We start from the raw sequence: 24,632 nt of genomic DNA, 5'->3' as shown, positions 1-24,632 counted from the left end.
TCAAGCCTGTTCAAGCAGACTTGGGGGTGGGCACTAATTGTTTGTCTCGGCTGATCCAGATCGCCAATACAATCGCGGGTACACCCAGCAGTGTGGCGATGACAAAAAAGCTCGGGTAGCCCTGAGCGGTGACGACCAGCCCCCCAAAACCGCTTAGAAATTTTCCCGGTAGCGTCATTAATGACGAGAACAGCGCGTACTGCGTGGCGGTGTAGGCGCGGGATGTGAGGCTAGAGAGAAAGGCGATAAACACCGCGCTGGCTAGTCCGTTGGCAAGGTTGTCGCCGATGATCGTGACCACCAGCATGGGCAGTTGATTACCCACCAGGGCAAGGACGGCAAACAGCAGGTTAGTCACCATCACCAGCCCCGCGCCGAAAATTAGCAGCGGGCCAATGCCGTAGCGTGCTACGCATAGCCCGCCTAAAATCCCGCCGGTAATACTCATCGCAATGCCAAATATATTGGTCACGTTAGCTATTTCTGCCAGCGAAAAGCCCAGGTCGATATACAGCGGGTTGGCCATGGAAGCCATGGCCAAATCGCTAATTCTGAATACCGCAATAAACACTAAAATCCATAGCGCTTTTACCCCATAGCGGCTAAAAAAGTCGGTAAACGGGCAGACCAGTGCACCAATACTCCAGGCACCCAGGCGGCGCACTATTTTAGGTTTGCCCCGGCTGGCACGAATAAACGCCCGCACCTTAGGTTCGTGTATAAGTTGAATAGAGAGGGAGGCGCGCTTTGGCTCGGGGCGTAGCAGCACGGTAAGTACGCCAATGCCCATTAGCGCCGCCATACTCATATACGCCACATCCCAAGAGGCCGACGCCGCGATATACAGCGCGCCGGCACCGGCGGCAAGTAGGCCACCGCGATAGCCAATAATATAGGTCGAGGCCATGGCGGCCTGAACATCATCGTCGGCGGACTCAATACGGTAGGCGTCGATCGCAATATCTTGCGTCGCTGAGCCAAAAGCTACTAACAGTGCAAACAGAGCGACCCAGCCGAGATTTCCCACTGGACTCAAACCGGCGAGGCCCAATAACCCCGCAACGATCAACCCCTGGGCTAACAGCATCCAGCCACGGCGCTGTCCGAATGCGCGGGTCAATATCGGGAGCGCTAAACGATCCACCACGGGCGCCCAGAAAAACTTGATCGAGTAGAGCATGCCGATCCAGGCAAAAAAACCAATCGCCGCGACCTCAACGCCATCGCTGCGCAGCCAAGCCGAGAGCGTTGAAAATACCAGTAGAAAAGGTAAGCCAGCGGAAAACCCCAAAAACAGCATGGTAATAACGGGCGCACGACAATAGACAGCCAGCGCGGCAAGCCAACTGCGCTGGGGGGTGGGGCTTAACATTAAACGCTACTCCTGGTGGAAAGACGCTGGCAACGGCCAAGTGATAAACTGAAGCAGTGTTTCTATCACAAAGTTCTATCACAAAACCGACAGCTTACCGGAGAGGAGTTTTCCATGTCGATTACGGCGCATCAGGTAGTTACCTTGCACTATGTTCTTAGCGACGTGCTCAACGATGGCAGCAAGCAGGTATTGGACGACTCCCAGGCGCGCAATAAGCCGCTAGAGTACTTGCATGGTCACGACAATATCGTGCCAGGGCTAGAGAGTGCCTTAGCAGGCCAAACGGCTGGGGCCGAGTTAAGTGTTCAACTAATGCCCGCGGATGCCTATGGTGTGCGCAACGAAGCCCTAGTGCAAGAAGTCAGCCGCGGTTCTTTTGGTAACGCTGAGTTGGAGCCGGGCAGCCGCTTTCAAACCGAAGGTGAAGCCGGGCCGCAAATTGTCACGGTACTCGAAGTCGATGGCGACCGCGTCACCGTAGATACCAACCACCCCCTGGCCGGGCGTACGCTGAACTATAAAGTGACCATTTTAGACGTGCGCGAAGCTACCCGTGCAGAATTAGCCAAAGGTCACCCGTTACCGCCAGGCACCGAGCACAGCAAAGTTGAAGACCGCAAGGTGTTGTAGCGCTCATCACGCCCAAAAATTGATCGGTATCAATTTCCTGTTTAACCGCTTACCCCCGCCTTCCGTAACTTGACCCAGGTCAGCATTCTTCCGCCATTGAGTGACTAGTATGAACGCATACATCACGGCGGGAGGATTCACCATGTATTGGGATAACACAATTATCTTTGGTTTAGCCACCGTCGCGTTAGTAATCGCATTTATGGTGGGTTGGGTGGGCTTCGTGATTCGCGATCATCTACGTAAAAATGATCGCAAGAAGTAGCTTTCCCAGTTCATGTAAACCTTGTCAGGGGAGGGGGTTTGCTGGCTTAGTTTTACCAGCCTAGTAAGCCTCCTGTTGCCAGCCCACCTTGGGCTGGCTTTTTTTTGCCTGAAATGTGCTGATAAGTTGAAATTCCTTAACGTGCGTTAAGGAGCAATACAAGGCGTGCTCTGGTAGAGTTCTTGGTAAAATTATTTAAAAGAGTGAACACACCAGGAAGCTATGCCATGAACGCAGTTGCTTTACACCGCAGCCCATGGGGTCGTGCACGTGATCAGTTAGCGAGCGTGTTAATGGTCGTGGGCATCATGCTCCCTACGGCTGCTTTCGCCCAAGCATTAAGTATAATCAATGGCGATGTCACTCAAAAGGTCGCGCTAAGTGATTTGCGTGCCATGTCTGACGAGACGTTTACGCTCTACGATCCCTATCAAGGGCGCGATGTGGAGATGCAGGGCCTGGCGTTTCGCACCTTTCTGATTGAACAGTTTGGTGAAGTCCCCCCGGCACTTCACTTTACTGCCTGGGATGACTATGAAGTGACGCTTGAGGGGTGGGATGACCCCAGCTGGTACTTGATTACTGCGGAAGAGGGGGATCCGCTAACCATTCGCACACGCGGCCCAGCTCGGCTCGTTGAGCGAGATTATACTAACGATAATCGCGATGTTGAGAACCTGCGTGATTTTAACGATTGGATCTGGATGATCCGCAGTATAGAGGCGAGGTGGTGACATCCAAACCCAAGCCTACTGATCAGCCGTCAATGCAGCCCCGTGCGCTTGCGCGTCAACATCGCTACGTTACATGGTTGTCGTTGAGCTTGATGAGCTTTTTGGCGCTTATGGTGCTAATGGTTTATGAATCGCGCTGGGTCTACCCCGAAATACAGGCTTACTTCAGTCAAACGGGGAACCTTACCGGTCAACAGCTTTCAACCCGGGCACGGGTCTTTTTGCAAGATGCTCAAGCCGAATTATTGGGCGATCAGGCCGAGCAAGATGCGCTGGATGCTGCACTCCTGGACATTGAGTTGGCCTATGGTTTAGCCGATATGCACATCTATCGACGTGAGTATGCTTGTGCCGAGTCTAGCTTGGCGGATTTAGATCGGTTAGGGGTTCAGTTAGCGGCACGGAACATTGATCGTTTCGCTGCAGTGTCGATGTTGTTTGCGCCTATTCAGTGCCTGACCCATATTGAGATGGATCAGCTTGATCGCCGGGGCGCGGCGATTAATGATTTTTCAGAAAGTACGCGCCAGCATAGTCAGGTGCTGACTTACTCCAGCTTATTAATCTTTGTGATGGGGTTGGTGTTTTGGTGGCTTCACGAACGCCAGTTGCGGCGCGCTGATCGTGCCACCCAAGAGACTTTTGAGTGGATGCAGCGCGCCATGCGCGACCCGCTCACCGGGATCGGCAACCGCAGCGCGTTGCACCAAGATGTGTTGGCGAAGCAGCACCAAACACTTGGACTGATTCTGGTCGATATCGACTTTTTTAAACAGTACAACGATGCCTGTGGGCATCCTCAAGGCGATACCCTGCTGCGCCAGTTGGCGACACTGATTGGTGAAACGCTTGAGGAGGCGAAGCTCTACCGCTTGGGAGGCGATGAGTTCGCGGCACTACTCGACTGCCCAGACGTAGCCACGCTTAAACGCTACTGCCATCAGTTAATGGAGGGGTTGCGGGAAGCTGACTTTCCACACCCTGCCCATCCGGATAAAAAAGGCGTTACCTTAAGCGTGGGTGGCAGTTGTTTTGTGGCCGATGAAGCAACGTTTCCCTACGCTTATGAAGCGGCAGACAAAGCACTCTACCAGGTAAAAACGATGGGCCGTGACGGCTGGCAGGTTACTGAAGACGCATAATGTCTGTGTACATTGGGGCAAGCCTGCCCAGCAGCTCATTCCGTGCGCCCAGGGGAATATCTTCTGCCTGCATTGCGGCATCAAGGTATTCAACGACACGATTAAAATGCACATCTGTCAGCCCCATATGTTGATGCGCGCGATCCATCGGCGGGCCTTCATAACGGCAGGGGCCGTCGCTTACATCGCATAGCTGGCTGGCCAGGGATTCGGCAAATAGATCGATATTCGTGTTAGCAAAAAACACCACTACTTCGGGATCATCGGCAATTCGGTATAACAGGTTCTCCACTACCGCATCAATCGTTGTTTTCCCGCCCAGGCGTTCATAGAGTGTTGTATTTGTTGATTGAGTTGCTGATTGATACGCGCAGCCTGGGAGCGAAAACGCTACCGCTATAAAGGTAAGCGCTATTAAACAGCGGCGTGTGGGAGAGTGTTTGCGTGTGCGTGGATAGATCATTGCGCCCCGCTTAAAAAGCTGCCTGAAGTGAAAGATAGCCGCCGCGTTGGGAGGGTAGGCCGGCAATATCGCCTAAATCCAACCATGCGCCCGTGAGTGATAAGTGCTTATTGAAGAAGTAGGCAGTATAGAGGCTTTGCCAATCATCCTCTTCGGCAACGCTTAGGTTATCGGGTTTCTGGCGATACTCGGCGCCAACAATCCATTGCGGGGTAATAAAGACGCCCACGCTCCCCTCGGCCACCCACGAGCGCCCCCCCTGGTCACCGCCAAAACCAAGTAAACCGCCCTGGTTGGCATCGGTATTACGCAGGGTCGCGTTGAGCAGCACATTGCGCCCAGCAACCGCACTAAATAGCAGCTTGCTGCCGCTCAGATACACGTCGGTGCCGCTTGTTTCATCGGCGCCCAGGGCGGTGGGAATAGTGCCATCAACCAGTCGCTTATGTTGCACCCCAAAGCTCCAAATGCCCCAAGGGTGATAGAGCACATCGCCGAGTAAGCGTACTTTCGCGCCATAAATATCCTGGCCTAGTTCGCCTCCCAGGGTTTCTAAATCAAGGGTTTGACGGGCCACGGAGACTTCAACACGATCATAAACATTCAGACTGGCGCCGGTCACCGTCAATCGATAGTCGTCTACCCACGCACGCGTAGCGGCGGCAGTGGCGCCTATTTCCTGATCGCTTGCGGTGCTGGAAAGCACGGCCCAAGGTGATAAACCACCGCCAGCAGCTCCTTCAATAGCACTTACGCCACCCGTACCTAAAATACGGCTTCCTGCAGAGGAGGGAGTGGCTGCAAACGCTAAACAGACCGCTAAGCAGGACGCAAGACAACCAGAGAAGGAGTGCCGAGAGGTTGAGTGGGGCGGTGAAAACATAGATTGAAATACCCTCATGGCTTTCTCTGGAGCGTCTTGAGTATGGTAGACATCGGGTGGGGAAGTGACAGTGGGGTAAAGTTATCCAACCATGCAGGGAGCTCATCCGCGGGCATGGGTTTAGCAACCCAATACCCTTGTAAATAGTCACAGCCAAGCTTGCTTAACAGCTCGGCGCTGGCGCGATTCTCAACACCTTCGGCCACTAAACGCAGCCCTAAGCTATGGCCCATTTCGATAGTCGAGCTGACGATGGTTAAGTCATCTTTTTGCGAGTCGATGGCCAACACGAAAGACTTATCAATCTTGAGCTCATCCACGGGTAGTCGTTTGATTTGCGCCAAAGAGGAGTAGCCGGTGCCGTAGTCATCGATTGCGATACGTAGCCCCAGTTGGTTGAGCGCCATCAACGTGGACATAGCGGCATCAACGTCCTGCATAACGGCACTTTCAGTGACTTCGATACTCAGGCGGGCAGGGGCAAGGCGATAGCGTTCAAGTAAACTGGCCAAATAAGTCGCCAATTGGCGATCCACCACATCACTGGCGGATAGATTAACCGCTACCGATAAGTGATAGCCACGCTGCTGCCAGGCATGCAATTGAGCGCAGACATTGGCTAACATCCAGTGGCTAAGCATGCCGATACTTCCCGAGCGCTCGGCCAAGCTAATAAACTCATCGGGGGGCACAAATCCTAACGACGGGTGACGCCAGCGCATCAACGCTTCGCACTGCTCTACGCGGCCATTACGGGTGTCTACTTTGGGCTGGTAGGCCATCCACAGTTCACCGTTGCCCACCGCATCCTGTAGATCGCGAATCAGGGTGAGCTGGCGCAAATGGTGCTCATCCTGCCCCTCCAGATAGCGTTGATGAGGGTGCCGGTGACGTCGCGCCATATCCAGTGCTATATCGGATCGCCGCAGCAATAGTTGTGGGCTGTCGCCATGGTCGGGGTAGTTGGTTTCCCCTGCTGAAAGTGAGGGTGTGATGGGTGATTTATCAAGATCGATAGGGTGATGCAGCGTAGTGAACAGTCGGGTACGCCAGGCAAAGTCGCTTCTCGACTGCTTGACGACCAGTAGCAGCTCGTCACCGTCAAGCCGGTAGGCCGTGCTCTCCGAGCCATCAAAGTGCTGCAAGCGCTTGGCCAGGGTGACCAGCACGTGATCCCCCAGCGCATAGCCGAAGGTGTCGTTAATGTCGCGAAAGTTGTTAATTGCCAGGCGCAGAAGGGTAAACGGCTCACCGCGTTTGATTAAAAGGCTAATATCTTCTTGAGCACTCATTCGATTGGGCAGGTCAGTGAGTAAATCGTGGCGAGATTGGTGATGCAGTGTCGCTTCGCGCTGAGCGATGCCCTCCTGCATGGCAAGCAGGGTCGATGCCAACAGTCCGGTTTCGCTCCGCTCAGTACCGACCGGCAGCTCAGTGAAGCGCTCGCCGCGCCCAATGCGCTGAGCCGCCTGGGCCAGCTCCATTAACGGCTTGCTCATGCTGCGCGCGCTCCACATGGCAATGAGCACGGTAAACAGTAGAATCAGGGCGATGATGCCCAGCAGTTGCCATTGCAATGAGCGGTATGCGCCAAGCAGCTCGTTGCGTGAGAGTTGTAACAGCGCATAGGTATGGTTGGCGTCGTCTGAATAGAGCTGGCTCGCGTAGGTTAGATATTCTGCATCCGGCGTCATCTGGCTTTGTAGGGCATACTCGCCTTCGATTAACTCGTCACCACGTTCGCTCATTAACTCCAGAGCCAATTGCCCAGGGTGAGAGCTGGCTAGGTAGCTGATCTCGCCGTTATCGCCATAGTTAACCACGCTAATGTCCAACCCGGTTAACGCATTAATCTCTTCCGTCACTGCTTCATTGATTAAAAAACCCATTCCAACCCAGCCAATCAGGTTGGGGGCGCGCACCGGGAGCAGGGCGAATTCATAAGGCTGACCCTCTGCGATGACGACGCTAACAGCTTGGCCCTCTTGGCGAGCCCGGTCGAAGAGCTGCGGGAAAGGCATCGGGCTATTTTGTGGATGATGGCTGCTCGCCAGGATATGCCCATCCAGACCGCTGAGTAACACGATATCTGCCTTGGCTCGATCACCATGGTTGGCCAGCACGGAGTAGAGCGTCTCGGTATCCTGGGTGGAAACGGCGCTTTTAAAACCAAAGTCATCGGCGAGAATAGCAACGTTATTGGTTAACTGTTCACCGCGCGTATCCAGCAACTGTGCTAATACATTGGCCCCCACTTCTAAACGTTGGGATCCTTTGGCAATGACATCGTTTTGGGTCGCGCGAAGGAATGCCACTCCGGTGGCGAGTTGCGAGACAATCACCACGGTCAGCAGTACGAGCATCAGGCGCGTTCTAAAACGCATAGCAACCTCACTAAGTGGCTGATCGCCATCTCTTGAATGCGGGTAAGGGCTTAAGTGGCATCTTTAAAGCGCTGTTGGAGGGGGGAGAGCGTTGGCACTGGAGGTGGCAGTGCGTTGAGTTCTAAACTGACTTCCAACTGGTCATTATCGGTAATGATGCCTTCCCACCACACTTGCTGGCTGTCATCAAGTTGCGGGTGCCACACCCGCACACGATGCTCACCAGCGGGCAGCGTGGGGAGGGAAAGCATGCCTTCAGCGCCCGTTATCGCCGCGTAAGGGGCATCGCTGACGACAATAAACGCCTGCATATGGTCGTGAATATTACACCCTAAGACGACAACACCGGCCTGGTCGAATTGAACCGGTGGCGGCGTTTCTTGCAAATAGAGGTTTAAATCAAAGGTTTTGGCCGGTGAAAAGGAGTAGACGTGGTGGCGAGTGGTGTCTTGGTTGGGAAATGCCACATAGCTGCCGGTCGGTACGGCCAGTACCTTGGGGTGAAAGGCAGCATCCCGCTGATAGATGTTCTCTTCCTGAGGAGGATTGCCCGCCGCCGAATCGTAGTAAACCTCAACGACTGCATCCTCAAGCGGCTGACCATCAGCAGTGCTAACGGTTATTTGTGCGGCATTAGCGGTAGGGATAAGGAGGCTGATGATCGCCAGTGCCAATAACGGGAGTGGGTATAGACTGATAAAACCCATATAAGAGTGACGTAGTCGTGTTGGCTTTGGCATTGAGGTCGGCATCCCGTATTAAGCTGGCTCTTTGTTAGCCCGCGTAGCGTTAAGCTTAATAGTGAATGGATTGTGCAAGAAAGTCATGCGTTTGGCTTAACGGTAAGCCAACACTTAATGCAATGCTGAGCGACGCCAGGTATTCCGCCAGGCATGCATGACCCGCTCTGGGTACCAGGTTTCGCCCAAGCTGCCATTGTAGCGCGCTAGCGCACGGGTAAAGTCGCCATTCTCAAGGGCTAGGTAGTGCGCCAAAATCGTACAGCCATAGCGCAGATTGCGCGGCGGGTAGGTTAAGTCATCAATCGGTAGCCCTAACTCGCTGACCCAGAACGGCATGATTTGCATCAAGCCAACGGCGCCTGCCGAGGAGATAGCCTCGGCTTTAAAAGCGCTCTCCACTTGAATCAAGGCTAACACTAACTCTGGCGGTAAGCCTGCCAGCCTGGCTTCTTGGTAGATGCGCGTGAGCAGTGTCTGGCGCTGTACGGCATCATCCATAAAACGTGCTAGCGGCGTGTCCATACTCTCACGCCACTGACGCGCTGCCCACTGCTGTTGAGGCGTCTGATGCTGCTGATTGGCAGACTCAAGGGTGGGACGCAGGGTTTGGGGTAACGGCTGAGCAGCTACTAGGCTTGTGGCTACAAGCCCAGCGCCGCTCAGCAATACCCCGCTAAGCGTTACTGCCTTAGCTAGCTTTCTCACGCAAAAAGTCGATGATTTGATCAGCAGGCACCATGGTGGCTTCGCTATCTCGGCGACCTTTATACTCCAGCTCACCGTTGTCCAGGCTGCGGTCGCCGATCACTAGACGATGAGGAACGCCCATCAGCTCCAAATCGGCAAACTTAACGCCGGGCCGGGTGTCGCGGTCATCCAGCAAGACGTCTAAGCCAGCGCCGGTGAGCGCTTGGTAAAGACGTTCAGACTCTTCGCGAACACGCTGGGATTTGTGTGCATTCATCGGCACCAGTGCCACCTGGAAGGGGGCAATAGCGTTGGGCCAGATAATGCCGGATTCGTCGTGGTTCTGCTCAATGGCGGCGGCGACCACGCGGGTCACGCCGATGCCGTAGCAACCCATCCAAGGATGGCTGGTTTTGCCGTTGTCGCCCAGCACGTTGGCGTTCATCGCCTGGGAGTACTTTTGGCCAAGCTGGAATACGTGACCCACCTCGATGCCACGTTTGATAGAGAGCGTGCCTTGGCCATCCGGCGAGGGGTCGCCTTCCACCACATTGCGCAGGTCGGCCACCTCGGGCAGGGCAACGTCACGCTCCCAGTTAATGCCGAAGTAGTGTTTGCCTTCAATATTGGCACCTGCGCCAAAGTCGCTCATCAGGGCAACGCTGCGGTCGGCAATAATGGGCATATCAAGGTTCACAGGGCCAAGCGAGCCAAAGCCAGCACCAGCGGCTGCGCGAATTTCCTCTTCGCTGCCCATGGTCAGCGGGGCCGCCACTTGGGGAAGGTTCTCGGCTTTTACCTCGTTCAGCTCATGGTCGCCGCGCACCAATAGGGCAATCAAGCCACCCTCGGCGGCACGTACGATTAGAGTCTTGACCGTTTTCTCGATCGGCAGATCAAACTGCTCAACCAGGGCGGCAATGGTCTTGGCGTTAGGCGTATCTACCAGGTGCATCTCTTGGGTAGGTGCTTCGCGCTGTATGTTGCTGCCCAGGGGAGCAGGCAAGGCTTCGGCCTTTTCCATGTTTGCGGCGTAGTCAGAAGAGTTGGAAAAGACGATGTCGTCTTCGCCAGACTCGGCCAGCACGTGGAATTCGTGAGAGCCGGTACCGCCGATGGAGCCGTTGTCGGCGATGACCGGGCGGAAGTCGAGGCCTAGGCGCGTAAAGATGCGCGTGTAGGCGTCGTACATATCCTGGTAGGTCTGCTTAAGCGAGTCTTCATCCAGGTGGAAGGAGTAAGCGTCCTTCATGATGAACTCACGTGAGCGCATTACCCCAAAACGTGGGCGGATCTCATCCCGGAACTTGGTCTGAATCTGGTAGAAGTTGACCGGCAGTTGCTTATAGCTGGCAATCTCCTTGCGTACCAGATCGGTAATCACTTCTTCGTGGGTCGGGCCGACGCAGTAGTCTCGGTCATGGCGATCTTTGAGGCGTAGCAGCTCAGGGCCATACTGCTCCCAACGGCCAGACTCCTGCCAAAGCTCAGCGGGCTGCACGGCGGGCATTAGTACCTCTTGAGCACCGGCACGGTTCATCTCTTCGCGCACTATGGCTTCCACTTTGCGCAGTGTGCGCAGGCCAAGAGGCAGCCAAGTGTAAAGCCCCGATGTCAAACGGCGAATCATTCCGGCACGAAGCATTAGCTGGTGGCTAATGACTTCGGCGTCAGCCGGGGTTTCTTTGAGTGTGGCAATCAGTAATTGGCTGGCGCGCATGGGCGTGAGCATTCCTTAGGTTTTGAAAACAGGTTTTTGAAAACTGGATTCTTGAAAAAGTGCTTGGAAGCGTTGAATGGGGACATTGTACGGTCTAGCGGTTAAAGCGGCAAAATAGTGCTTATGTTCAAATGATCTATGCTTTTGGATGGTTGTGCTAAACTGATCGAGTTTTGTGGCGCGATAGTCGGCAAAAAACGCAAGCGCAATACGCTATATCGACTATCGTTACTTTTTTGTTTGAGGGAACCTTCATGCATCAAGCAGTTCGTCGCTGGTTGACTGGCGCCGTGGTTGGCGTTTCCATCGTGTCACTGAGTGGTTGTGGTACGCTTTTTCATCCTGAGCGTAAAGGACAATTGAGCGGTGATATTGATCCGGTTATTGCTGTCGCCAATGGGGTCGGTTTGCTGTTCTTTATCGTACCTGGAGTGATTGCTTACGCCGTGGATTTCTCTAATGGCACCATCTACCTGCCGGGCCGCAACAGCGCCTCAGTGGATGTTCACCACTTAGACGACGCTATGGACGTGGCTTCTCTGGAAAAATTGCTGTCTGAAACAGCCGGTCAGCCGGTGAGCTTAGAGAGCGAGTTGGTCATGATTGAAGAGATGAGCAACTTGGATGAAGCGCTGGCGATGGTGCGCATGTCGGGCGTGTTAGACCAAGAGAAACTCTCAGCGATGTAACGTTCGCTTTTGATCGTTAAAACCCAGCCAGGCATTACACCTGGCTGGGTTTTTTCATGTGGTACAAGTGTTAAGCATACTGGGCAGGGTTAGGTACGCTGGGAAAGCGCGGCGGATGCGCTTCCATGTAGGCATGGCAGGCGCGCAGAACGCGAGCATCATCATATTTGCCTCCTGCTAGCTGAAAGCCTACCGGCAATCCTTTATCGGTAAATCCGCAGGGCACCGAGGCGGCGGGCTGCTGGCTAAGGTTAAAAGGATAGCTAAAGGGCGCCCACTCCTCCCAGTCCCGCATGTCGCTGCCGGGGGGGACTTCCTGATTTATTTCAAACGGCGGTATCGCCACCGAGGGTGTCATTAGCAGGTGGTACTCTTGGTTAAAGTGCTCCAGGCGCTGGGTTAACTCTGCGCGGTCTGCCAAGGCACGGAACAGCTCAACGGCTTTCCAGGGTTCGGCCTCACGGGCATTGGCCACCATGCCGGGATCCAGCAGCGTACGCTGGTCATCATCCATTTGTGACCACTGCTCTAAAGAGGCGGTAAACCAAAGCTTGCGGAAGGTATCCAGCGGTGACGAAAAGCCGGGATGTACTTCGACGATTTCAGCGCCCAACGCCTCCAGTCTGCCGGTTGCTTCTCGCACGCGCTCGGCAACCTGTGGATCTACCTTGGCGTAGCCAAGATCAGCCGAGTAGCCAATCCGTAGTCCGGTTAAACCTTTATCCAAATCCATCCCCCAGCACTCAGGCTGCCCGCGGGTGGCGTAAGGGTCACGGTAGTCGTAGCGGCCCATCACATTGAGCATGCTGACGGCGTCGCGCACGGTGCGCGTTAACGGCCCCAGGTGCGATAGGCTGGGCTCTTTAGCCGGTGGCCATTGGGGCGTCCAGCCAAATGTGGGTTTGAAGCCAAAAACACCAGTGAACGCCGCGGGGATGCGGATGGAACCGCCGGAGTCGCCACCCTGGTGTAGCACACCCATATTGAGCGCGGCGGCCGCGGCGGCCCCGCCGGAAGAGCCGCCGGGGGTTAAGCGCGTATCCCAGGGGTTAGCCGTGGCGCCAAAGACGCGGTTATCGGTCACGGCTTTCCAGCCAAATTCGGGCGTGTTGGTTTTGCCTAGTAGGACGGCGCCCGCTTCACGCAGCATGCGAGCGGGAGGCGCATCGGTGTCGCATAACGCATCAGAAGAGGTTAGCGAGCCTTCCCGGCAGGGCATGCCCGCCACTTGAGTCAGGTCTTTAAGTGATACCGGCACCCCGTCGATGGGGCTTAGCGGCTTGCCTTGCCCCCAGCGCCGTGCCGAGGCTTTGGCCGCCGATTCTGCGCCTTCAGCATCTATATATACATAGGCGTTAACGTCTGGGTTGAAGCGCTCGATTCGCTCAAGAGCGGCACGAGTCGCTTCTAGCGGGGGGGCCTCTCGGCTTTCAAACAAGTGAGCTAGGGTCTGGGCATCTAAACTGCCGAGATCGGTATCGCTCATTGCACACTCCTTACGTAGGCAGGGGCTTGGGTAAAGGAGTTTAAGCGTAGGCAAGCATTACCGGCCGTGCAAAAAACGCTGCATCGTAGGCTGACTCTTTGTATCCACTGTTCAGGAGGCTTGAGCGCGCAGCCACGCTATTTCATCGGCCCATATCTCGGGTTCGATGGTCTCCAGGATCATGGGAATAGCGTTAATCCGTGGTTCCTGCATGATAGCGGTAAAGGCGGGCAGACCGATGTTGCCTTTGCCCAGGCTATGGTGGCGATCCACGCGGCTGGCAAGGTTGCTTTTAGCATCGTTTAAATGCATGCCGCGCAGATACTCAAAGCCGACAACGCTGCCTAGCTCATCGAGCGTTGCTTGGGTGGCCTCGGTCGTGCGTAAATCATAGCCCGCCGCAAAGGCGTGGCAGGTGTCAATACACACCCCCACGCGAGTTTTGTCGTCCACGTGGGCGATGATTTCGGCCAAATGCTCGAAGCGCCAGCCCAGGTTAGTGCCTTGCCCGGCGGTATTTTCAATGACTGCGGTAACCCCTTGGGTATGCGTTAGCGCTTCATTGACGGATTCAGCGATACGTTTCAAGCAGTCGCTTTCGCTGATTTTGTTCAAATGGCTGCCAGGGTGAAAATTAAGCAGCGTCAGTCCCAACTGCTCGCAGCGCTGCATCTCATCCAGAAAGGCATCCCGGGATTTGCGTAGGCCTTCCTGCTCGGGGTGGCCGAGGTTAATCAGATAGCTGTCGTGGGGCAAAATCTGTTCAGGGGCAAAATTATGCTCGGCGCAGGCGTCGCGAAAGGCTTGAATGGCCTCATCGGTGAGCGGTTTACCTTTCCATTGACGCTGATTTTTGGTGAATAGCGCAAACGCATCCGCACCAATTTCCACCGCTCGCTGCACGGCTTGGTCTGCTCCGCCAGCGGCGCTCACGTGGGCTCCTAGGTACTTCACGGTGGACTCCTTGTCAGTGTTTGAACGTATCACGCGTTACTGGTCAATGGCTGTCTAAAAAACGTTTGAACGCGGCGGGTTCATCAGTGATGACACTGCCGATACCCCACTCCCAGCGGCTATGGAAAGCGCTGGGGTCATTGGCGGTATAGCACAATATTTGATAGCCATCGCGCTGTATAGCGTCGGCTTGGGCGCGCTTCAAACGCGGCCAGTGGGGGTGCACGCTAAACGCCTCAATGGCCTCGCACTGCTCACGCCAGCTTTTGGGCACGCTTCCGAACAGTACGCCCAGAGCCAGCCGCTCTTTGCTGGCAAATTGACGGCAGTGGCCAAGAGCGGCGGCATTGAAGGAGGAGATTATCAAGCGTTCGGGGGGGAGGGTGTCGAGCATCTCCGGCAGTGCACGTTCCACCAGCGCGATGGGGTCGCGGCCTTTATTGACCTTGATTTCCATATTGACGCCCATCTCCAGCTCGTTAAGCAGTGCCAACATCTCGCTGAGGCTAGGCATCTTCTCACCTGAAAAACGGTCGTCAAACCACCCCCCGGCATCCAGGGTTTGCGCCTTGGCCCAGCTCATGGAGGCGAGCCCACCACGTCCGTTTGAGCAGCGAGCGACATCGCCATCGTGCCAAATCACTGGGGTGCCATCACCCAGTAGCTGCACATCCAGCTCTACCCATGTGGCTCCCGCTTCATGGGCGGCGCGCACCGCCGCGAGGGTGTTTTCAGGGGCAGCGGCGGAGTAGCCGCGGTGAGCAATCAGCGCAGGGAGTTGAATAGCGGGATGCGTCATGACAAATCTCTAAGCCTTAGACGATAAAGAAGCGCTAATACTAGCATGGGCGCATGACAGCAGGATTGCATTGCCTTGCGTTCTAATGGGTAAAAATACGCTAGCGTGCTAGCTTGATTTAAACGCCGCGACGCGCTTGTATAGCAGCACCTGTTGCCATGCTTAGCATTATTCAGAGATGGCGTCTCAACCGAATAATTAGCAAATTACACAAGAAGGAGTCCTAATGTCTCAGCGTATTCAGTTTGCCCGCACCGGCGGTTCTGAGGTACTTGAACTGGTCGACGTTACCCCTGCTGAACCTGGTCAGGGTGAAGTGCGTGTTGCTAATAAAGCCGTTGGCCTTAATTTTATCGACATCTATTTTCGTACCGGCCTCTATCCAGCCCCTTCCATGCCTTCTGGTCTAGGCACCGAAGGTGCAGGCGTGGTCGATGCGGTTGGCGAAGGAGTCACACACATTCAGGTTGGCGATCGCGTGGCCTATGCCCAAGGCCCTTTGGGCGCTTATTCAGAGCTGCATACGCTGCCAGCGGCTAAAGTGGTCAAACTCCCCGACTTCGTTGATTTCGAAACCGCAGCGGCGAGTATGCTCAAGGGCCTTACCGTGCAGTATCTGCTGCGCCAAACCTATGAACTACAAGGTGGCGAGACCATTCTGTTCCACGCCGCAGCGGGCGGGGTAGGTTCGATTGCCTGCCAGTGGGCGAAGTCGTTAGGCGTTAAGCTGATCGGCACAGTCAGTTCTCAGGAAAAAGCGGATCTAGCCATGGCCAACGGCGCCTGGGCGACAATTAATTACAGCGAAGAGAACGTGGTGGATCGCGTACGCGAGCTTACCAACGGCGATATGTGCGATGTGGTGTACGACTCGGTGGGTAAAGACACCTGGGAAATGTCACTGGACTGCCTAAAACCCCGTGGGCTGATGGTCAGCTTTGGCAACGCTTCTGGCCCGGTGGATGGCGTCAATATCGGTATCCTTAACCAGAAAGGCGCGCTTTACGTGACCCGTCCCAGCCTGAATGGCTACGCCGACACCCGCGAGCGTTTGGAGAAGATGTGCGAAGAGTTTTTCGCCATGATTGAAAGCGGTAAAGTCAAAATCGATATCGCCAACCGCTACCCACTTGCCGAAGCGGGCAAAGCACAAGACGCCCTGCAAAGCCGCAAAACCACCGGTTCTACTATTCTTTTACCGTAGCGAGTTCACTTTAGCCGACGATAATTTTTTGAGATGAGGAGCCGAGTTCAACCTGAAGCGGTGGCTTTCGCCAGGGCAGGGAAGTGCCCGATACCTCGAAGGCTGCGCGCACCGCTATAAGATGGTTGATGTTCTCGTTATTGTTGAGTACCAAAAGTAAGCGCTTTTATTAGCCCGTTTTACTCTTCATTACACTACCGTTATGAAGCTCGGCTTTGCCGAGCTTTTTTACCTTTTGGCTAAGTGTTTATAGGCTTGGTATATGCAGGGTCTATACCTCTGTATAGTAAACGTCTAATGTGCAGAAGAAATAGCCATGTTAAAGCGTGGCGTGCATTGGTCGCGTGGTGAACTTTCAAACGCCAGCAAGGGAGTGGGAAAAGGATGTCGGCTGAGGACATAAGTGTTGAGGGCTCAAGCGCTGAGGGCTCCGGTATTGAGAATGTAAGTATTGAAGCATTGGATCTTGGCGGGTTAACGCTTACTCCCAGCACACTGGTGTTTATCGTGCTGGGTCTGACGCTTGCCGCGTTTATATGGGGTCGCTTTCGTTATGACCTAGTGGCGCTGGCGGCATTGCTGGGTTCAGTCATGCTGGGGCTTGTGCCGGCCGAAAGCGCGTTTACAGGCTTTGGTCATCCGGCGGTGATTACCGTGGCCGCCGTGCTGGTACTTAGCCGGGGGTTCGAGCGCTCGGGCGTGGTCGATATTATTGCCAACCAAGTGCTTAAGGTGGGGGAGAATCTGCTACTCCAGCTCCTGGTGCTGGTGGGTACCATTGTGCTGCTATCGGGTATTATGAACAACGTGGGTGCCCTGGCACTGCTACTACCAGTAGCTATGCGGCTTGCCCGCGAACACAACACCTCGCCTTCTTTACTGCTTATGCCCCTGGCGTTTGGCTCTTTACTTGGGGGGCTGACAACGTTAATTGGCACCCCGCCCAATATCATTATTTCCAGTTATCGCCGAGAGGTGACGGACGAAGCATTTAGTATGTTTAGCTTCTCGCCTGTCGGCATCGCAGTGGCGCTGGCGGGGCTGGCCTTTATTGTTCTGGTGGGCTGGCGTTTGACGCCCAAGCGTAGCGGTCAGGCCTCTACGGATGAAATGTTCGATACCGCCAACTATTTGGTCGAACTGAAAGTAGGCGAAGAGTCGAAAGCAAAAGGCTTAACGCTACAGCAGTTGCGCGACGAGCTGGACGAAACCATCCCCGTGTTAGCGGTAGTGCGTGATGACAATCGTCGTGCGGGGTATAACTTCCACGGCGCCCTGGAAGAGGGCGATATACTGCTATTAGAGGCAGGGCCTGAAGAGCTCCAAATGCTGGAAGACAAAGTGGGGCTTAGCGCGATTGCTGAACTTGAGGAAGAGCTCGAGGACGATCCAGAAGTGCAAGACGCTGAGCATCCAGCCAGTGACAAAGATGCCAATAAGGCTAAAAAGAAAAACGCTGCACAGGATCAACAGCCCGTTGATACCGAAGGCCTGCAGCTGATCGAAGCCGTGGTGCGCAATGACTCTATGATGATTAACCGCAGCGTTCGCCAGTTGCGCTTGAACCATCAGTTTGGACTGCACTTGGTGGCCGTGGCACGGGATGGGGGGCGCTTGAAGCAGCGGTTGCGGGATATTCGTTTTAAAAACGGTGATGTTTTGCTCCTCCAGGGCAGCGAAAATGAGATATCAGATAGCCTCGCTTCGCTGGGCTGTCTGCCCCTGGCTAGCCGAGAATTGCATCTGGGACAGCCGCGCAAGCTCGCCGTGTCGATTGCAATTTTTGCTTTGGCGATTATGGCCATGCTGTTTGATCTACTTCCGGCCGCAGTGGCCATGAGCACCGCGGCACTGATTTCGCTACTGATTGGCGTGTTACCGCTACGCGAAGGGTATCAAGCGATTGATGGCCCGGTGATCGTTCTGCTAGCGGCGATGATACCCGTGGGTGAAGCATTAGAAACCAGCGGTGGTGCGGATTTGATTGCTAACGCGCTGCTTAGCTTTGGCAGCGATTGGCCGGTGGTCGTCACTATGGTGGGTCTGTTTTTACTCTCTATGCTGCTCTCGAATGTGGTGAATAATGCAGCGGCTGCACTGCTGATGGCTCCTATTGCGGTGAGTTTGGCGAAAGGCTTTGATGTCTCACTAGACCCCTTTTTGATGGTGGTGGCCGTCAGCGCTTCCTGTGCGTTTTTAACCCCTATCGGGCACCAATCCAATACGCTGGTGCTTGGGCCTGGCGGCTACCGCTTTGGCGATTATTGGAAATTGGGCCTGCCGTTGTCGCTGGTGGTGCTGGTAGTCGCTATTCCAATGATCCTGCTGGTGTGGCCGCTTTAATAGCAAAAATAGCCAAATCGGGCGCAGGGTCTGTGGGGGGCAGCTGTCGACGTGTTCGAAAAGCACTATTAGATTTCGAAAATTTTGCTAAATTATGTTCATATACCAACAAAAATCGAACAGGCCGGGCTTATGAATCAACAATTTCGTCAGGATGCCATTGTCGAGCTGGTTCGTCAGCACGGCTATATGAGTATCGAGCAGCTCACCGACCATTTTGCCGTGACCCCGCAAACCATTCGCCGCGATTTAAACACTCTGGCCGACGAGGGGCGGGTGAGGCGGGTGCATGGCGGTGTGGGAATCGAGTCGAGTACAGTGAATACCGCCTACAGCACGCGCAAAACGCTGCACCTTGAAGAGAAGGAGCGCATTGCGCGCTGTTTAGCCCAGCACATTCCTAACCACTCTTCACTGTTTATTAATATCGGTACCAGCAATGAAGTGATTGCTCAGGCGCTATTAGAGCACCAGGGCCTGGAGGTAATTACCAATAATCTGAATGTTGCCGCCATTCTGCAGCATAAAGAGGATTTTACCGTGATTATTGCCGGCGGTCAGGTGCGCTCTAGGGACGGCGGGATCATTGGTGAAGCGACGATCGACTTCATCAACCAGTTTAAAGTGGACTACGGCATTATTGGCATCAGCGGTATCGATGAAGATGGTTCGCTGCTGGAGTTCGACTACCAGGAAGTACGCGTTGCTCAGGCGATTATTGCCAATTCGCGGCGCATCTATTTGGCGGCGGACTACTCTAAGTTTCATCGTAATCCGGTCGTACGGCAGGGTAATCTGGAACAGCTGGATGCGCTATTTACGGATCGCAAACCCCCGGAAGCGATTCAGCGTTTGCTGACGCAACACGATGTGGCGCTCTACATTGCATAATGAGGTAGTTTCAGCCTTGAGCATTTTGGGTGGCTAGAGTAGCCTTAGATGATAATAAAGCGAAAGTAAGTATACAAAATCGAAAGACAATACAACAAAGCGAACTCGATATGTCCTCTTTTATACTCGCCATTGATCAAGGTACCACCAGCTCCCGCGCTATTCTGTTTGACCGTCAAGGGCAGGTGGCCGCTGTTGCCCAGCAAGAATTCGCTCAGCACTTTCCCCACGATGGCTGGATTGAGCACAACCCTGAAGATATCTGGGATACGGTGGTGGCGACCTGTCGGGAGGTCATGCACAACGCTAAGGTTTCCGCTGACCAAATAGCTGGCATCGGCATTACCAACCAGCGGGAAACCACTATTCTGTGGGATCGTAAAACGGGTAAACCACTCTATAACGCCATCGTTTGGCAGGATCGCCGCACTTCGGATTTATGCCAGTCGCTGCGCGATCAAGGTCATACCGATGTCGTTCAAGCGAAAACGGGCCTGCTGATCGATCCCTATTTTTCGGCTACAAAACTTGCCTGGATATTGGATAACGTTGAGGGCGCCAGGGAGCGCGCGGAGCGGGGCGAGCTGGCGTTTGGAACGGTCGATAGCTTTTTAATCTGGCGGCTGACCGGTGGTCAGCAGCACGTGACCGACGCCACCAATGCTTCGCGTACGGCGCTTTTTAATATTCATACCCAGGAGTGGGATGAAGAGCTGCTGGCGCTGTTTAATATTCCCGCCAATCTGCTGCCCGAGGTGAAAGACTCCAGCGACGATTTTGGCACCACCGACGTGCACTGGCTTGGTGCCGCGCTGCCCATTGCTGGTGTAGCGGGGGATCAGCAGGCGGCGCTGGTGGGGCAGGCGTGCTTTCAGCCGGGGATGGGTAAAAGCACCTATGGCACCGGCTGTTTTATGATTGTGAATACGGGTGAAACGCCATCGCTGTCGCGCAATCGTCTATTGACCACCATTGGCTACCGGCTTAACGGCAAACCGACCTATGCCATGGAGGGCAGTATCTTCGTGGCGGGGGCGACAGTACAGTGGCTGCGCGACGGCTTGAATCTGTTTGCCGACGCGTCAGAGACTGAAGCCTTGGCCCAGGAGACCCGCAGCGGGCACAGCGTTTATTTGGTGCCCGCCTTTACCGGTTTGGGCGCTCCCCACTGGGATCCGAAAGCGCGCGGCGCTATTTTTGGATTAACCCGTGACACGGGGATTGCTGAAATCGTGGCTGCTGGCCTTCAAGCAGTCTGCTACCAAACCCGCGATCTGCAGCACTGTATGAACGACGATATGGAGGCTCCGCCAGGTACGCTACGCGTCGACGGCGGCATGGTGAAGAACAGCTGGGTGATGCAGTTTCTTGCCGATATGCTGGGTGTCCAGGTTGATCGCCCCACCATTCTGGAAACCACGGCGCTAGGAGCGGCATATCTGGCCGGGTTGCGTCTAGGCTGGTATCAAACGCTGGAAGAGATCGAGCAACTATGGCGCTGCGAGAAGAGCTTTATGCCGAAGATGGAAGAGGCTGCCCGCGAGCAGCTCTATCAAGGCTGGTTGGACGCCGTTTCACGTGTGCGCTCTACCTAAATAAGGCTCTGTAACTATAAAGCCCTCTCATTCAGTTGAGAGGGCTTTTTAATGTTTAATGACTGCCTATGTTAAACCACTGGTGAAGAAGTAGGGGGCAGTGCGGTATCGCGATTCTGTTCAAAATAGTGGTTAAAACGGTCGTCAGCGTCGTCGCCAAATAGCACCCGACACGCCTCCTTTAAGCCACTGGATTGGCGTAACTGCTCATGCGGTACCACCAATGAGACTTTGGCGCGGCGGCGCAGGAAATCCTCAAGCTGGGTAATCATCTCATGGTCGCGGGCATGCTCGATCTCACAGCGAATGTACTCAGTGCCTTCAATTAAAATTTCGCCCTGAGCGGGATCCTGGCGAATTTTCTCAAGCATCTGGATAGCCTGGTCGGCGTAGCGCCGCCACAGCCGAGTAGAGAGTAGCTCTGATGACGTAGAGGCGGTCATGGCATCCAGGTTCATGCGCTTGGCTTGATCCATAAACTGCTGTTTCACGGGCTTGGGGGGTTCCCCATACCACTGAAAATTGGGGTCTGATAGTGTAACGCCCAGTTGGCTCACCGCTTCGGCAATTTCATCGCCAACGTTCAAACAGTCGGTAAGCTTGCCGCCAAAAATGCTGATGTGAGCGCTTTCAGCATTGGTATCAATCACGTGCTTGCGTGAAAGCTGTAGAAAATCGCGGTCATTGCCCTGGCTATCTTTAATGGCAAGGGGCCTTACGCCGCAACGCGTTGAGATAATGTCATCCTGGCTAAGTGGTTTATCCAGGGTGAGGCGTTTATTGATATTTTCCAGCACAAAGGCGATATCTTCGGCGGTAACGTCCACCTCAGGGTGCTCCATGTGGGTATCGGTGGTGCCGATACAGGTGCGATTACCCATGGGTATGACAAAAAACAGCCTGCCATCGTCGGCAAAAAATGCCAGCACCCGCTGAGAGTCGGTTAGCTGCGGAACGATGAGGTGAATGCCCTTGGAGTAGAGGTGATGATGGGTGGTTTTCTGACCGGTCAGCTCGTTATGCTGATCTACCCAGGGGCCTGCGGCGTTGATCAGCACTTTGGCGCGGATGTCGAAGGTAGTGCCATCCATCACGTTACGCGCTTTGGTTACCCACACATTCCCCTCCCGCTCCGCGCCGAGTGACTCAACGTAGTTGGCGGCAATAGCTCCATAGTTGAGCGCATGGCGCACAAAGTTAAACACAAACCGTGCGTCGTTATCGTGGAGGTAGGCGTCGGAGTATTCGAAGCCTCCCACAGCGCCCTCAACATCAATAATGGGCTCTTGCTGCTTAATCTTGTTTGGCGAGAGCAGGCGCGGCAGTTTGGTAAAGCCGTTGCCCATCAGCCAGTAAAGCCAGGTGCCCGCCCACAGGTAGCGTGGTGAGTGGCGGAAACCTTTCGAAATAGTGGTCAGGAAGCGTATCTCCTGCACCGTGGAAGGGTAGCTCTTTATCAAATGGTTGCGGCTTTTGCACAGTTTTCGAACCAGCGCAAAATCCTTGCTTTCCATGTACTTAATGCCTCCCCATACTAAGTTGGAGGAGTGCATGCTGGTACTGCCAGCGAAGTCGCCGCGATCAATCAACGCGACTTTGGCACCTTTACCCGCCAGCGCCGCCGCAGTGGCCGCGCCATTAATGCCGCCCCCGATAATCAGGGCATCAAAAGTCTCGGTAGGTAATTTTTCGATATTTCGATTTCGCAGTTTCATAGCGGATCCAATTAACCAATAAATAGCCCTGTTGCAGTGGGTGTTTTCTCTTGTGCTATGGCCTGCCGCCAATGAAACCCTTGCAGGGCGGTTGCCCACCCTGCAAGCGTTACGCGTGGTCACTTTTGGCGCGTACCGGCTGCCATCCAGGCTTCCATCATTTCGTCATAAGGAACGGTGGTGCCTTGGGGCATTTCATTATCCAGCTTGGGTTTGGGTGATCCCTCTTGATCCAGCCAGTATTGCGGATCCCGCTCTTCGTTGAGCACCGGGGCATAGCTGTCAAAAACGTTGGCCCGAGCCAAACGATTCATCGTGCTGTCCATATCCGCCGCCAGTTTATCGAGGCCTTCCTGAGGAGTGATTTCACCGCTCATGACAGGTGCCAGGTTTTGCCACCATAGCGGGGCCATACGCGGATAGTCAGGCACGTTGGTACCGGTAGGTGTCCAGTTTGACTCGTTGGGGCTGCGATAGAACTCCACCAGGCCACCCAGTTTGGGCGCCATCTCGGTCATCTGCTCGGAGAAGATGTCAGATTCACGAATCGGCGTTAAACCGTGCATGAGTTTTTCCAAAGACACCGTTTTTGACACGGTGAACTGGCCGAACAGCCATGCCGCGGTGCGACGATCTTCCGGCGTTGAGTCAAAGAACGTCCACGCGCCCACATCCTGATAACCCACCTTCATGCCTTCTTCCCAGTACGGGCCGGTAGGGGAAGGCGCCATGCGCCATAGTGGATTGCCTTCGTCGTCGGTCACTGCGACGGCAGGATCGGTCATGTCGGCGGTAAAGGCGGTGTACCAAAAGATTTGTTGAGCGATATGGCCTTGAGCAGGCACGGGGCCGGCTTCACCAAAGGTCATGCCTTGCGCTTCGGGTGGAGCGAAATCACGCAGCCAGTCGACCGCTTTTTGCATGGCAAACACCGAGGCCGGTGAGTTAGTTGCACCGCCGCGGCTAACGCTTGCACCAACAGGCTGGCTCTCTTCGTTGACGCGAATACCCCAGTCATCTACCGGGTTGCCTGAGGGAACGCCAGGGCTGCCCATGCCCGCCATGGAGAGCCAGGAGTCGTGGAAACGCCAGCCCAGTGACGGATCGCGGCGGCCGTAATCCATATGGCCATACACCTTGGTGCCGTCTATTTCACCCACGTGCTCGGTGAAGAACTCGGCAATATCTTGATAAGCGGTCCAGTTGGTGGGCACGCCTAAGTCATAGCCGTAAATTTCCCGGAACTGATCTTGAAGATCTTCACGCTGGAACCAGTCATAGCGGAACCAGTAAAGGTTCGCGAATTGCTGGGTAGGCAGTTGATAGAGGCTGCCATCTGGCCCGGTGCCATACTGCAGGCCAATGAAATCATCCAGGTCGAGGGTAGGTAGGGTGTAGTCCGCCCACTCGTTCTCCATTGCCTCAGTCAGGTTGATGGTGGTGCCGTAGCGGATATGTGTGCCGATGGAGTCGGTGTCGTTGACGAAGCCGTCGTAGATACTGTTACCTGACTGCATTTGATTCTGCATGGTGTCTACCACATCACCTTCACCAATGATGTTGTGGGTCAGATTAATGCCGGTCAGCTCACTAAAGGCTTCCGCAAGCACCTCGCTTTCATAAACGTGAGTTGTGAGGCCTTCAGCCACGGTTTGAATATCCATGCCGCGGAAAGGCTCGGCAGCCTTAGCAAACCACATCAACTCTTCGATCTGCTCTTCGCGGCTCAGGGTTGAGTTCTGGAAGTGCTCGTCGACCAAGCGTTCAGCGATTGCACGGGTATCCTCTTCCTGGGCTGACAGCGTGCCCGATGCCAGCAGCAAACTGGCGGCGAGGGTGGTCAGTTTGAACTTAGTCAGTCTGGACTTGTTGTAGTGCTTTTGCATGTTAACCTCGTTTTGTTGTGTTCTTCCTTGATGGCTTTGCCGTC

The 24,632-nt window shown here is 54.7% G+C and carries 21 protein-coding genes; 9 read left to right on the top strand and 12 right to left on the bottom strand.

Translation table 11 applies throughout. From position 1 onward, the window contains the following. Positions 1–10: 10 nt before the first annotated feature. Positions 11–1,372 carry an AmpG family muropeptide MFS transporter gene (locus tag JI62_RS18910; protein WP_088701646.1) on the bottom strand — a complete coding sequence of 454 codons (1,362 nt, stop codon included), beginning with the start codon at positions 1,370–1,372 and terminating at the stop codon, positions 11–13. A gap of 114 nt (positions 1,373–1,486) precedes the next feature. Between JI62_RS18910 and JI62_RS18905 the strand changes: the two genes are divergently transcribed. From JI62_RS18905 to JI62_RS18895, 4 genes are all read left to right on the top strand, one after another. Next, positions 1,487–2,005 carry an FKBP-type peptidyl-prolyl cis-trans isomerase gene (locus JI62_RS18905; RefSeq protein WP_088701645.1) on the top strand — a complete coding sequence of 173 codons (519 nt, stop codon included), beginning with the start codon at positions 1,487–1,489 and terminating at the stop codon, positions 2,003–2,005. 109 nt (positions 2,006–2,114) lie between these two features. After that, a complete protein-coding gene (ccoM, locus tag JI62_RS22685) occupies positions 2,115–2,270 on the top strand; it encodes a cytochrome c oxidase subunit CcoM (RefSeq protein ID WP_170938589.1) in 156 nt (51 codons plus the stop codon). 227 nt (positions 2,271–2,497) lie between these two features. After that, complete coding sequence (locus JI62_RS18900; protein ID WP_240513301.1) at positions 2,498–3,004, top strand: hypothetical protein; 507 nt, start codon at positions 2,498–2,500, stop codon at positions 3,002–3,004. After that, on the top strand, positions 2,998–4,146 hold the full coding sequence (locus JI62_RS18895) for a GGDEF domain-containing protein (RefSeq protein WP_240513300.1): 1,149 nt from the start codon (positions 2,998–3,000) through the stop codon (positions 4,144–4,146). The genes JI62_RS18900 and JI62_RS18895 overlap by 7 nt, the downstream gene beginning before the upstream one ends. Here JI62_RS18895 and JI62_RS18890 read toward each other — a convergent pair. From JI62_RS18890 to JI62_RS18865, 6 genes are all read right to left on the bottom strand, one after another. Further along, positions 4,130–4,609, bottom strand: coding sequence for a group I truncated hemoglobin (locus JI62_RS18890; protein WP_088701644.1), 480 nt, complete (start codon positions 4,607–4,609; stop codon positions 4,130–4,132). The genes JI62_RS18895 and JI62_RS18890 overlap by 17 nt on opposite strands. A gap of 10 nt (positions 4,610–4,619) precedes the next feature. After that, complete coding sequence (locus JI62_RS18885) at positions 4,620–5,510, bottom strand: DUF3034 family protein (RefSeq protein WP_240513299.1); 891 nt, start codon at positions 5,508–5,510, stop codon at positions 4,620–4,622. Continuing rightward, positions 5,507–7,876, bottom strand: coding sequence for a bifunctional diguanylate cyclase/phosphodiesterase (locus JI62_RS18880; RefSeq protein WP_088701642.1), 2,370 nt, complete (start codon positions 7,874–7,876; stop codon positions 5,507–5,509). The genes JI62_RS18885 and JI62_RS18880 overlap by 4 nt, the downstream gene beginning before the upstream one ends. 50 nt (positions 7,877–7,926) lie before the next feature. Then, positions 7,927–8,616: a Cupredoxin gene (locus JI62_RS18875; RefSeq protein WP_088701641.1), complete on the bottom strand. Its 690-nt coding sequence runs from the start codon at positions 8,614–8,616 to the stop codon at positions 7,927–7,929. Positions 8,617–8,730: 114 nt separating this feature from the next. Then, positions 8,731–9,324 (bottom strand): transglycosylase SLT domain-containing protein, encoded by a 594-nt coding sequence (locus JI62_RS18870; RefSeq protein ID WP_088701640.1) that lies wholly within the window; start codon positions 9,322–9,324, stop codon positions 8,731–8,733. After that, positions 9,308–11,026, bottom strand: a complete 1,719-nt coding sequence (locus JI62_RS18865) for a proline--tRNA ligase (protein ID WP_088701639.1) — start codon at positions 11,024–11,026, stop codon at positions 9,308–9,310. Before JI62_RS18865 ends, JI62_RS18870 begins: the two co-directional genes overlap by 17 nt. Before the next feature lie 254 nt (positions 11,027–11,280). Between JI62_RS18865 and JI62_RS18860 the strand changes: the two genes are divergently transcribed. Next, positions 11,281–11,715: a hypothetical protein gene (locus tag JI62_RS18860; protein WP_088701638.1), complete on the top strand. Its 435-nt coding sequence runs from the start codon at positions 11,281–11,283 to the stop codon at positions 11,713–11,715. Between the two features lie 70 nt (positions 11,716–11,785). On the opposite strand, the gene JI62_RS18855 is transcribed toward JI62_RS18860, so the two are convergent. The 3 genes from JI62_RS18855 to JI62_RS18845 form a co-directional block, all read right to left on the bottom strand. Continuing rightward, positions 11,786–13,201: an amidase gene (locus JI62_RS18855; protein ID WP_088701637.1), complete on the bottom strand. Its 1,416-nt coding sequence runs from the start codon at positions 13,199–13,201 to the stop codon at positions 11,786–11,788. A 111-nt stretch (positions 13,202–13,312) separates the two neighbouring features. After that, a complete protein-coding gene (nfo, locus tag JI62_RS18850; protein WP_088701636.1) occupies positions 13,313–14,155 on the bottom strand; it encodes a deoxyribonuclease IV in 843 nt (280 codons plus the stop codon). A 43-nt stretch (positions 14,156–14,198) separates the two neighbouring features. Beyond that, the gene (locus tag JI62_RS18845) at positions 14,199–14,954 is read right to left on the bottom strand and encodes a glycerophosphodiester phosphodiesterase family protein (RefSeq protein WP_088701635.1); all 756 of its coding nucleotides are present in this window, start codon (positions 14,952–14,954) and stop codon (positions 14,199–14,201) included. A 226-nt stretch (positions 14,955–15,180) separates the two neighbouring features. Here JI62_RS18845 and JI62_RS18840 point away from each other — a divergent pair, with 226 nt between their 5' ends. From JI62_RS18840 to glpK, 4 genes are all read left to right on the top strand, one after another. After that, the gene (locus JI62_RS18840) at positions 15,181–16,158 is read left to right on the top strand and encodes an NADPH:quinone reductase (RefSeq protein ID WP_088701634.1); all 978 of its coding nucleotides are present in this window, start codon (positions 15,181–15,183) and stop codon (positions 16,156–16,158) included. Between the two features lie 384 nt (positions 16,159–16,542). After that, the gene (locus JI62_RS18835; protein ID WP_088701633.1) at positions 16,543–18,501 is read left to right on the top strand and encodes an SLC13 family permease; all 1,959 of its coding nucleotides are present in this window, start codon (positions 16,543–16,545) and stop codon (positions 18,499–18,501) included. A gap of 132 nt (positions 18,502–18,633) precedes the next feature. Further along, positions 18,634–19,392, top strand: coding sequence for a DeoR/GlpR family transcriptional regulator (locus JI62_RS18830; RefSeq protein ID WP_088701632.1), 759 nt, complete (start codon positions 18,634–18,636; stop codon positions 19,390–19,392). Between the two features lie 110 nt (positions 19,393–19,502). Further along, a complete protein-coding gene (gene glpK / locus JI62_RS18825) occupies positions 19,503–20,987 on the top strand; it encodes a glycerol kinase GlpK (RefSeq protein WP_088701631.1) in 1,485 nt (494 codons plus the stop codon). A 71-nt stretch (positions 20,988–21,058) separates the two neighbouring features. On the opposite strand, the gene JI62_RS18820 is transcribed toward glpK, so the two are convergent. Both JI62_RS18820 and JI62_RS18815 read right to left on the bottom strand, forming a co-directional pair. Further along, positions 21,059–22,702, bottom strand: coding sequence for a glycerol-3-phosphate dehydrogenase/oxidase (locus JI62_RS18820; RefSeq protein ID WP_088701630.1), 1,644 nt, complete (start codon positions 22,700–22,702; stop codon positions 21,059–21,061). A 119-nt stretch (positions 22,703–22,821) separates the two neighbouring features. Then, positions 22,822–24,588: an ABC transporter substrate-binding protein gene (locus JI62_RS18815; protein WP_088701629.1), complete on the bottom strand. Its 1,767-nt coding sequence runs from the start codon at positions 24,586–24,588 to the stop codon at positions 22,822–22,824. Positions 24,589–24,632: the final 44 nt, after the last annotated feature.

Origin of the sequence: Halomonas campaniensis, assembly GCF_002211105.1 — a bacterium.
GTDB lineage: Bacteria > Pseudomonadota > Gammaproteobacteria > Pseudomonadales > Halomonadaceae > Vreelandella > Vreelandella campaniensis_A.
Note: the sequence above shows the minus strand (reverse complement) of the source record. Positions and strands in the feature narration are given on the sequence as shown.

What these genes read in the sequence shown, in the direction of transcription:
- JI62_RS18910 (WP_088701646.1), bottom strand. Translation starts at nt 1,372, where the DNA reads ATGTTAAGCCCCACCCCCCAGCGCAGTTGGCTTGCCGCGCTGGCTGTC.
- JI62_RS18905 (WP_088701645.1), top strand. Translation starts at nt 1,487, where the DNA reads ATGTCGATTACGGCGCATCAGGTAGTTACCTTGCACTATGTTCTTAGC.
- ccoM (WP_170938589.1), top strand. Translation starts at nt 2,115, where the DNA reads ATGAACGCATACATCACGGCGGGAGGATTCACCATGTATTGGGATAAC.
- JI62_RS18900 (WP_240513301.1), top strand. Translation starts at nt 2,498, where the DNA reads ATGAACGCAGTTGCTTTACACCGCAGCCCATGGGGTCGTGCACGTGAT.
- JI62_RS18890 (WP_088701644.1), bottom strand. Translation starts at nt 4,609, where the DNA reads ATGATCTATCCACGCACACGCAAACACTCTCCCACACGCCGCTGTTTA.
- JI62_RS18885 (WP_240513299.1), bottom strand. Translation starts at nt 5,510, where the DNA reads ATGAGGGTATTTCAATCTATGTTTTCACCGCCCCACTCAACCTCTCGG.
- JI62_RS18880 (WP_088701642.1), bottom strand. Translation starts at nt 7,876, where the DNA reads ATGCGTTTTAGAACGCGCCTGATGCTCGTACTGCTGACCGTGGTGATT.
- JI62_RS18875 (WP_088701641.1), bottom strand. Translation starts at nt 8,616, where the DNA reads ATGCCAAAGCCAACACGACTACGTCACTCTTATATGGGTTTTATCAGT.
- JI62_RS18865 (WP_088701639.1), bottom strand. Translation starts at nt 11,026, where the DNA reads ATGCGCGCCAGCCAATTACTGATTGCCACACTCAAAGAAACCCCGGCT.
- JI62_RS18860 (WP_088701638.1), top strand. Translation starts at nt 11,281, where the DNA reads ATGCATCAAGCAGTTCGTCGCTGGTTGACTGGCGCCGTGGTTGGCGTT.
- JI62_RS18855 (WP_088701637.1), bottom strand. Translation starts at nt 13,201, where the DNA reads ATGAGCGATACCGATCTCGGCAGTTTAGATGCCCAGACCCTAGCTCAC.
- JI62_RS18845 (WP_088701635.1), bottom strand. Translation starts at nt 14,954, where the DNA reads ATGACGCATCCCGCTATTCAACTCCCTGCGCTGATTGCTCACCGCGGC.
- JI62_RS18840 (WP_088701634.1), top strand. Translation starts at nt 15,181, where the DNA reads ATGTCTCAGCGTATTCAGTTTGCCCGCACCGGCGGTTCTGAGGTACTT.
- JI62_RS18835 (WP_088701633.1), top strand. Translation starts at nt 16,543, where the DNA reads ATGTCGGCTGAGGACATAAGTGTTGAGGGCTCAAGCGCTGAGGGCTCC.
- JI62_RS18830 (WP_088701632.1), top strand. Translation starts at nt 18,634, where the DNA reads ATGAATCAACAATTTCGTCAGGATGCCATTGTCGAGCTGGTTCGTCAG.
- glpK (WP_088701631.1), top strand. Translation starts at nt 19,503, where the DNA reads ATGTCCTCTTTTATACTCGCCATTGATCAAGGTACCACCAGCTCCCGC.
- JI62_RS18820 (WP_088701630.1), bottom strand. Translation starts at nt 22,702, where the DNA reads ATGAAACTGCGAAATCGAAATATCGAAAAATTACCTACCGAGACTTTT.
- JI62_RS18815 (WP_088701629.1), bottom strand. Translation starts at nt 24,588, where the DNA reads ATGCAAAAGCACTACAACAAGTCCAGACTGACTAAGTTCAAACTGACC.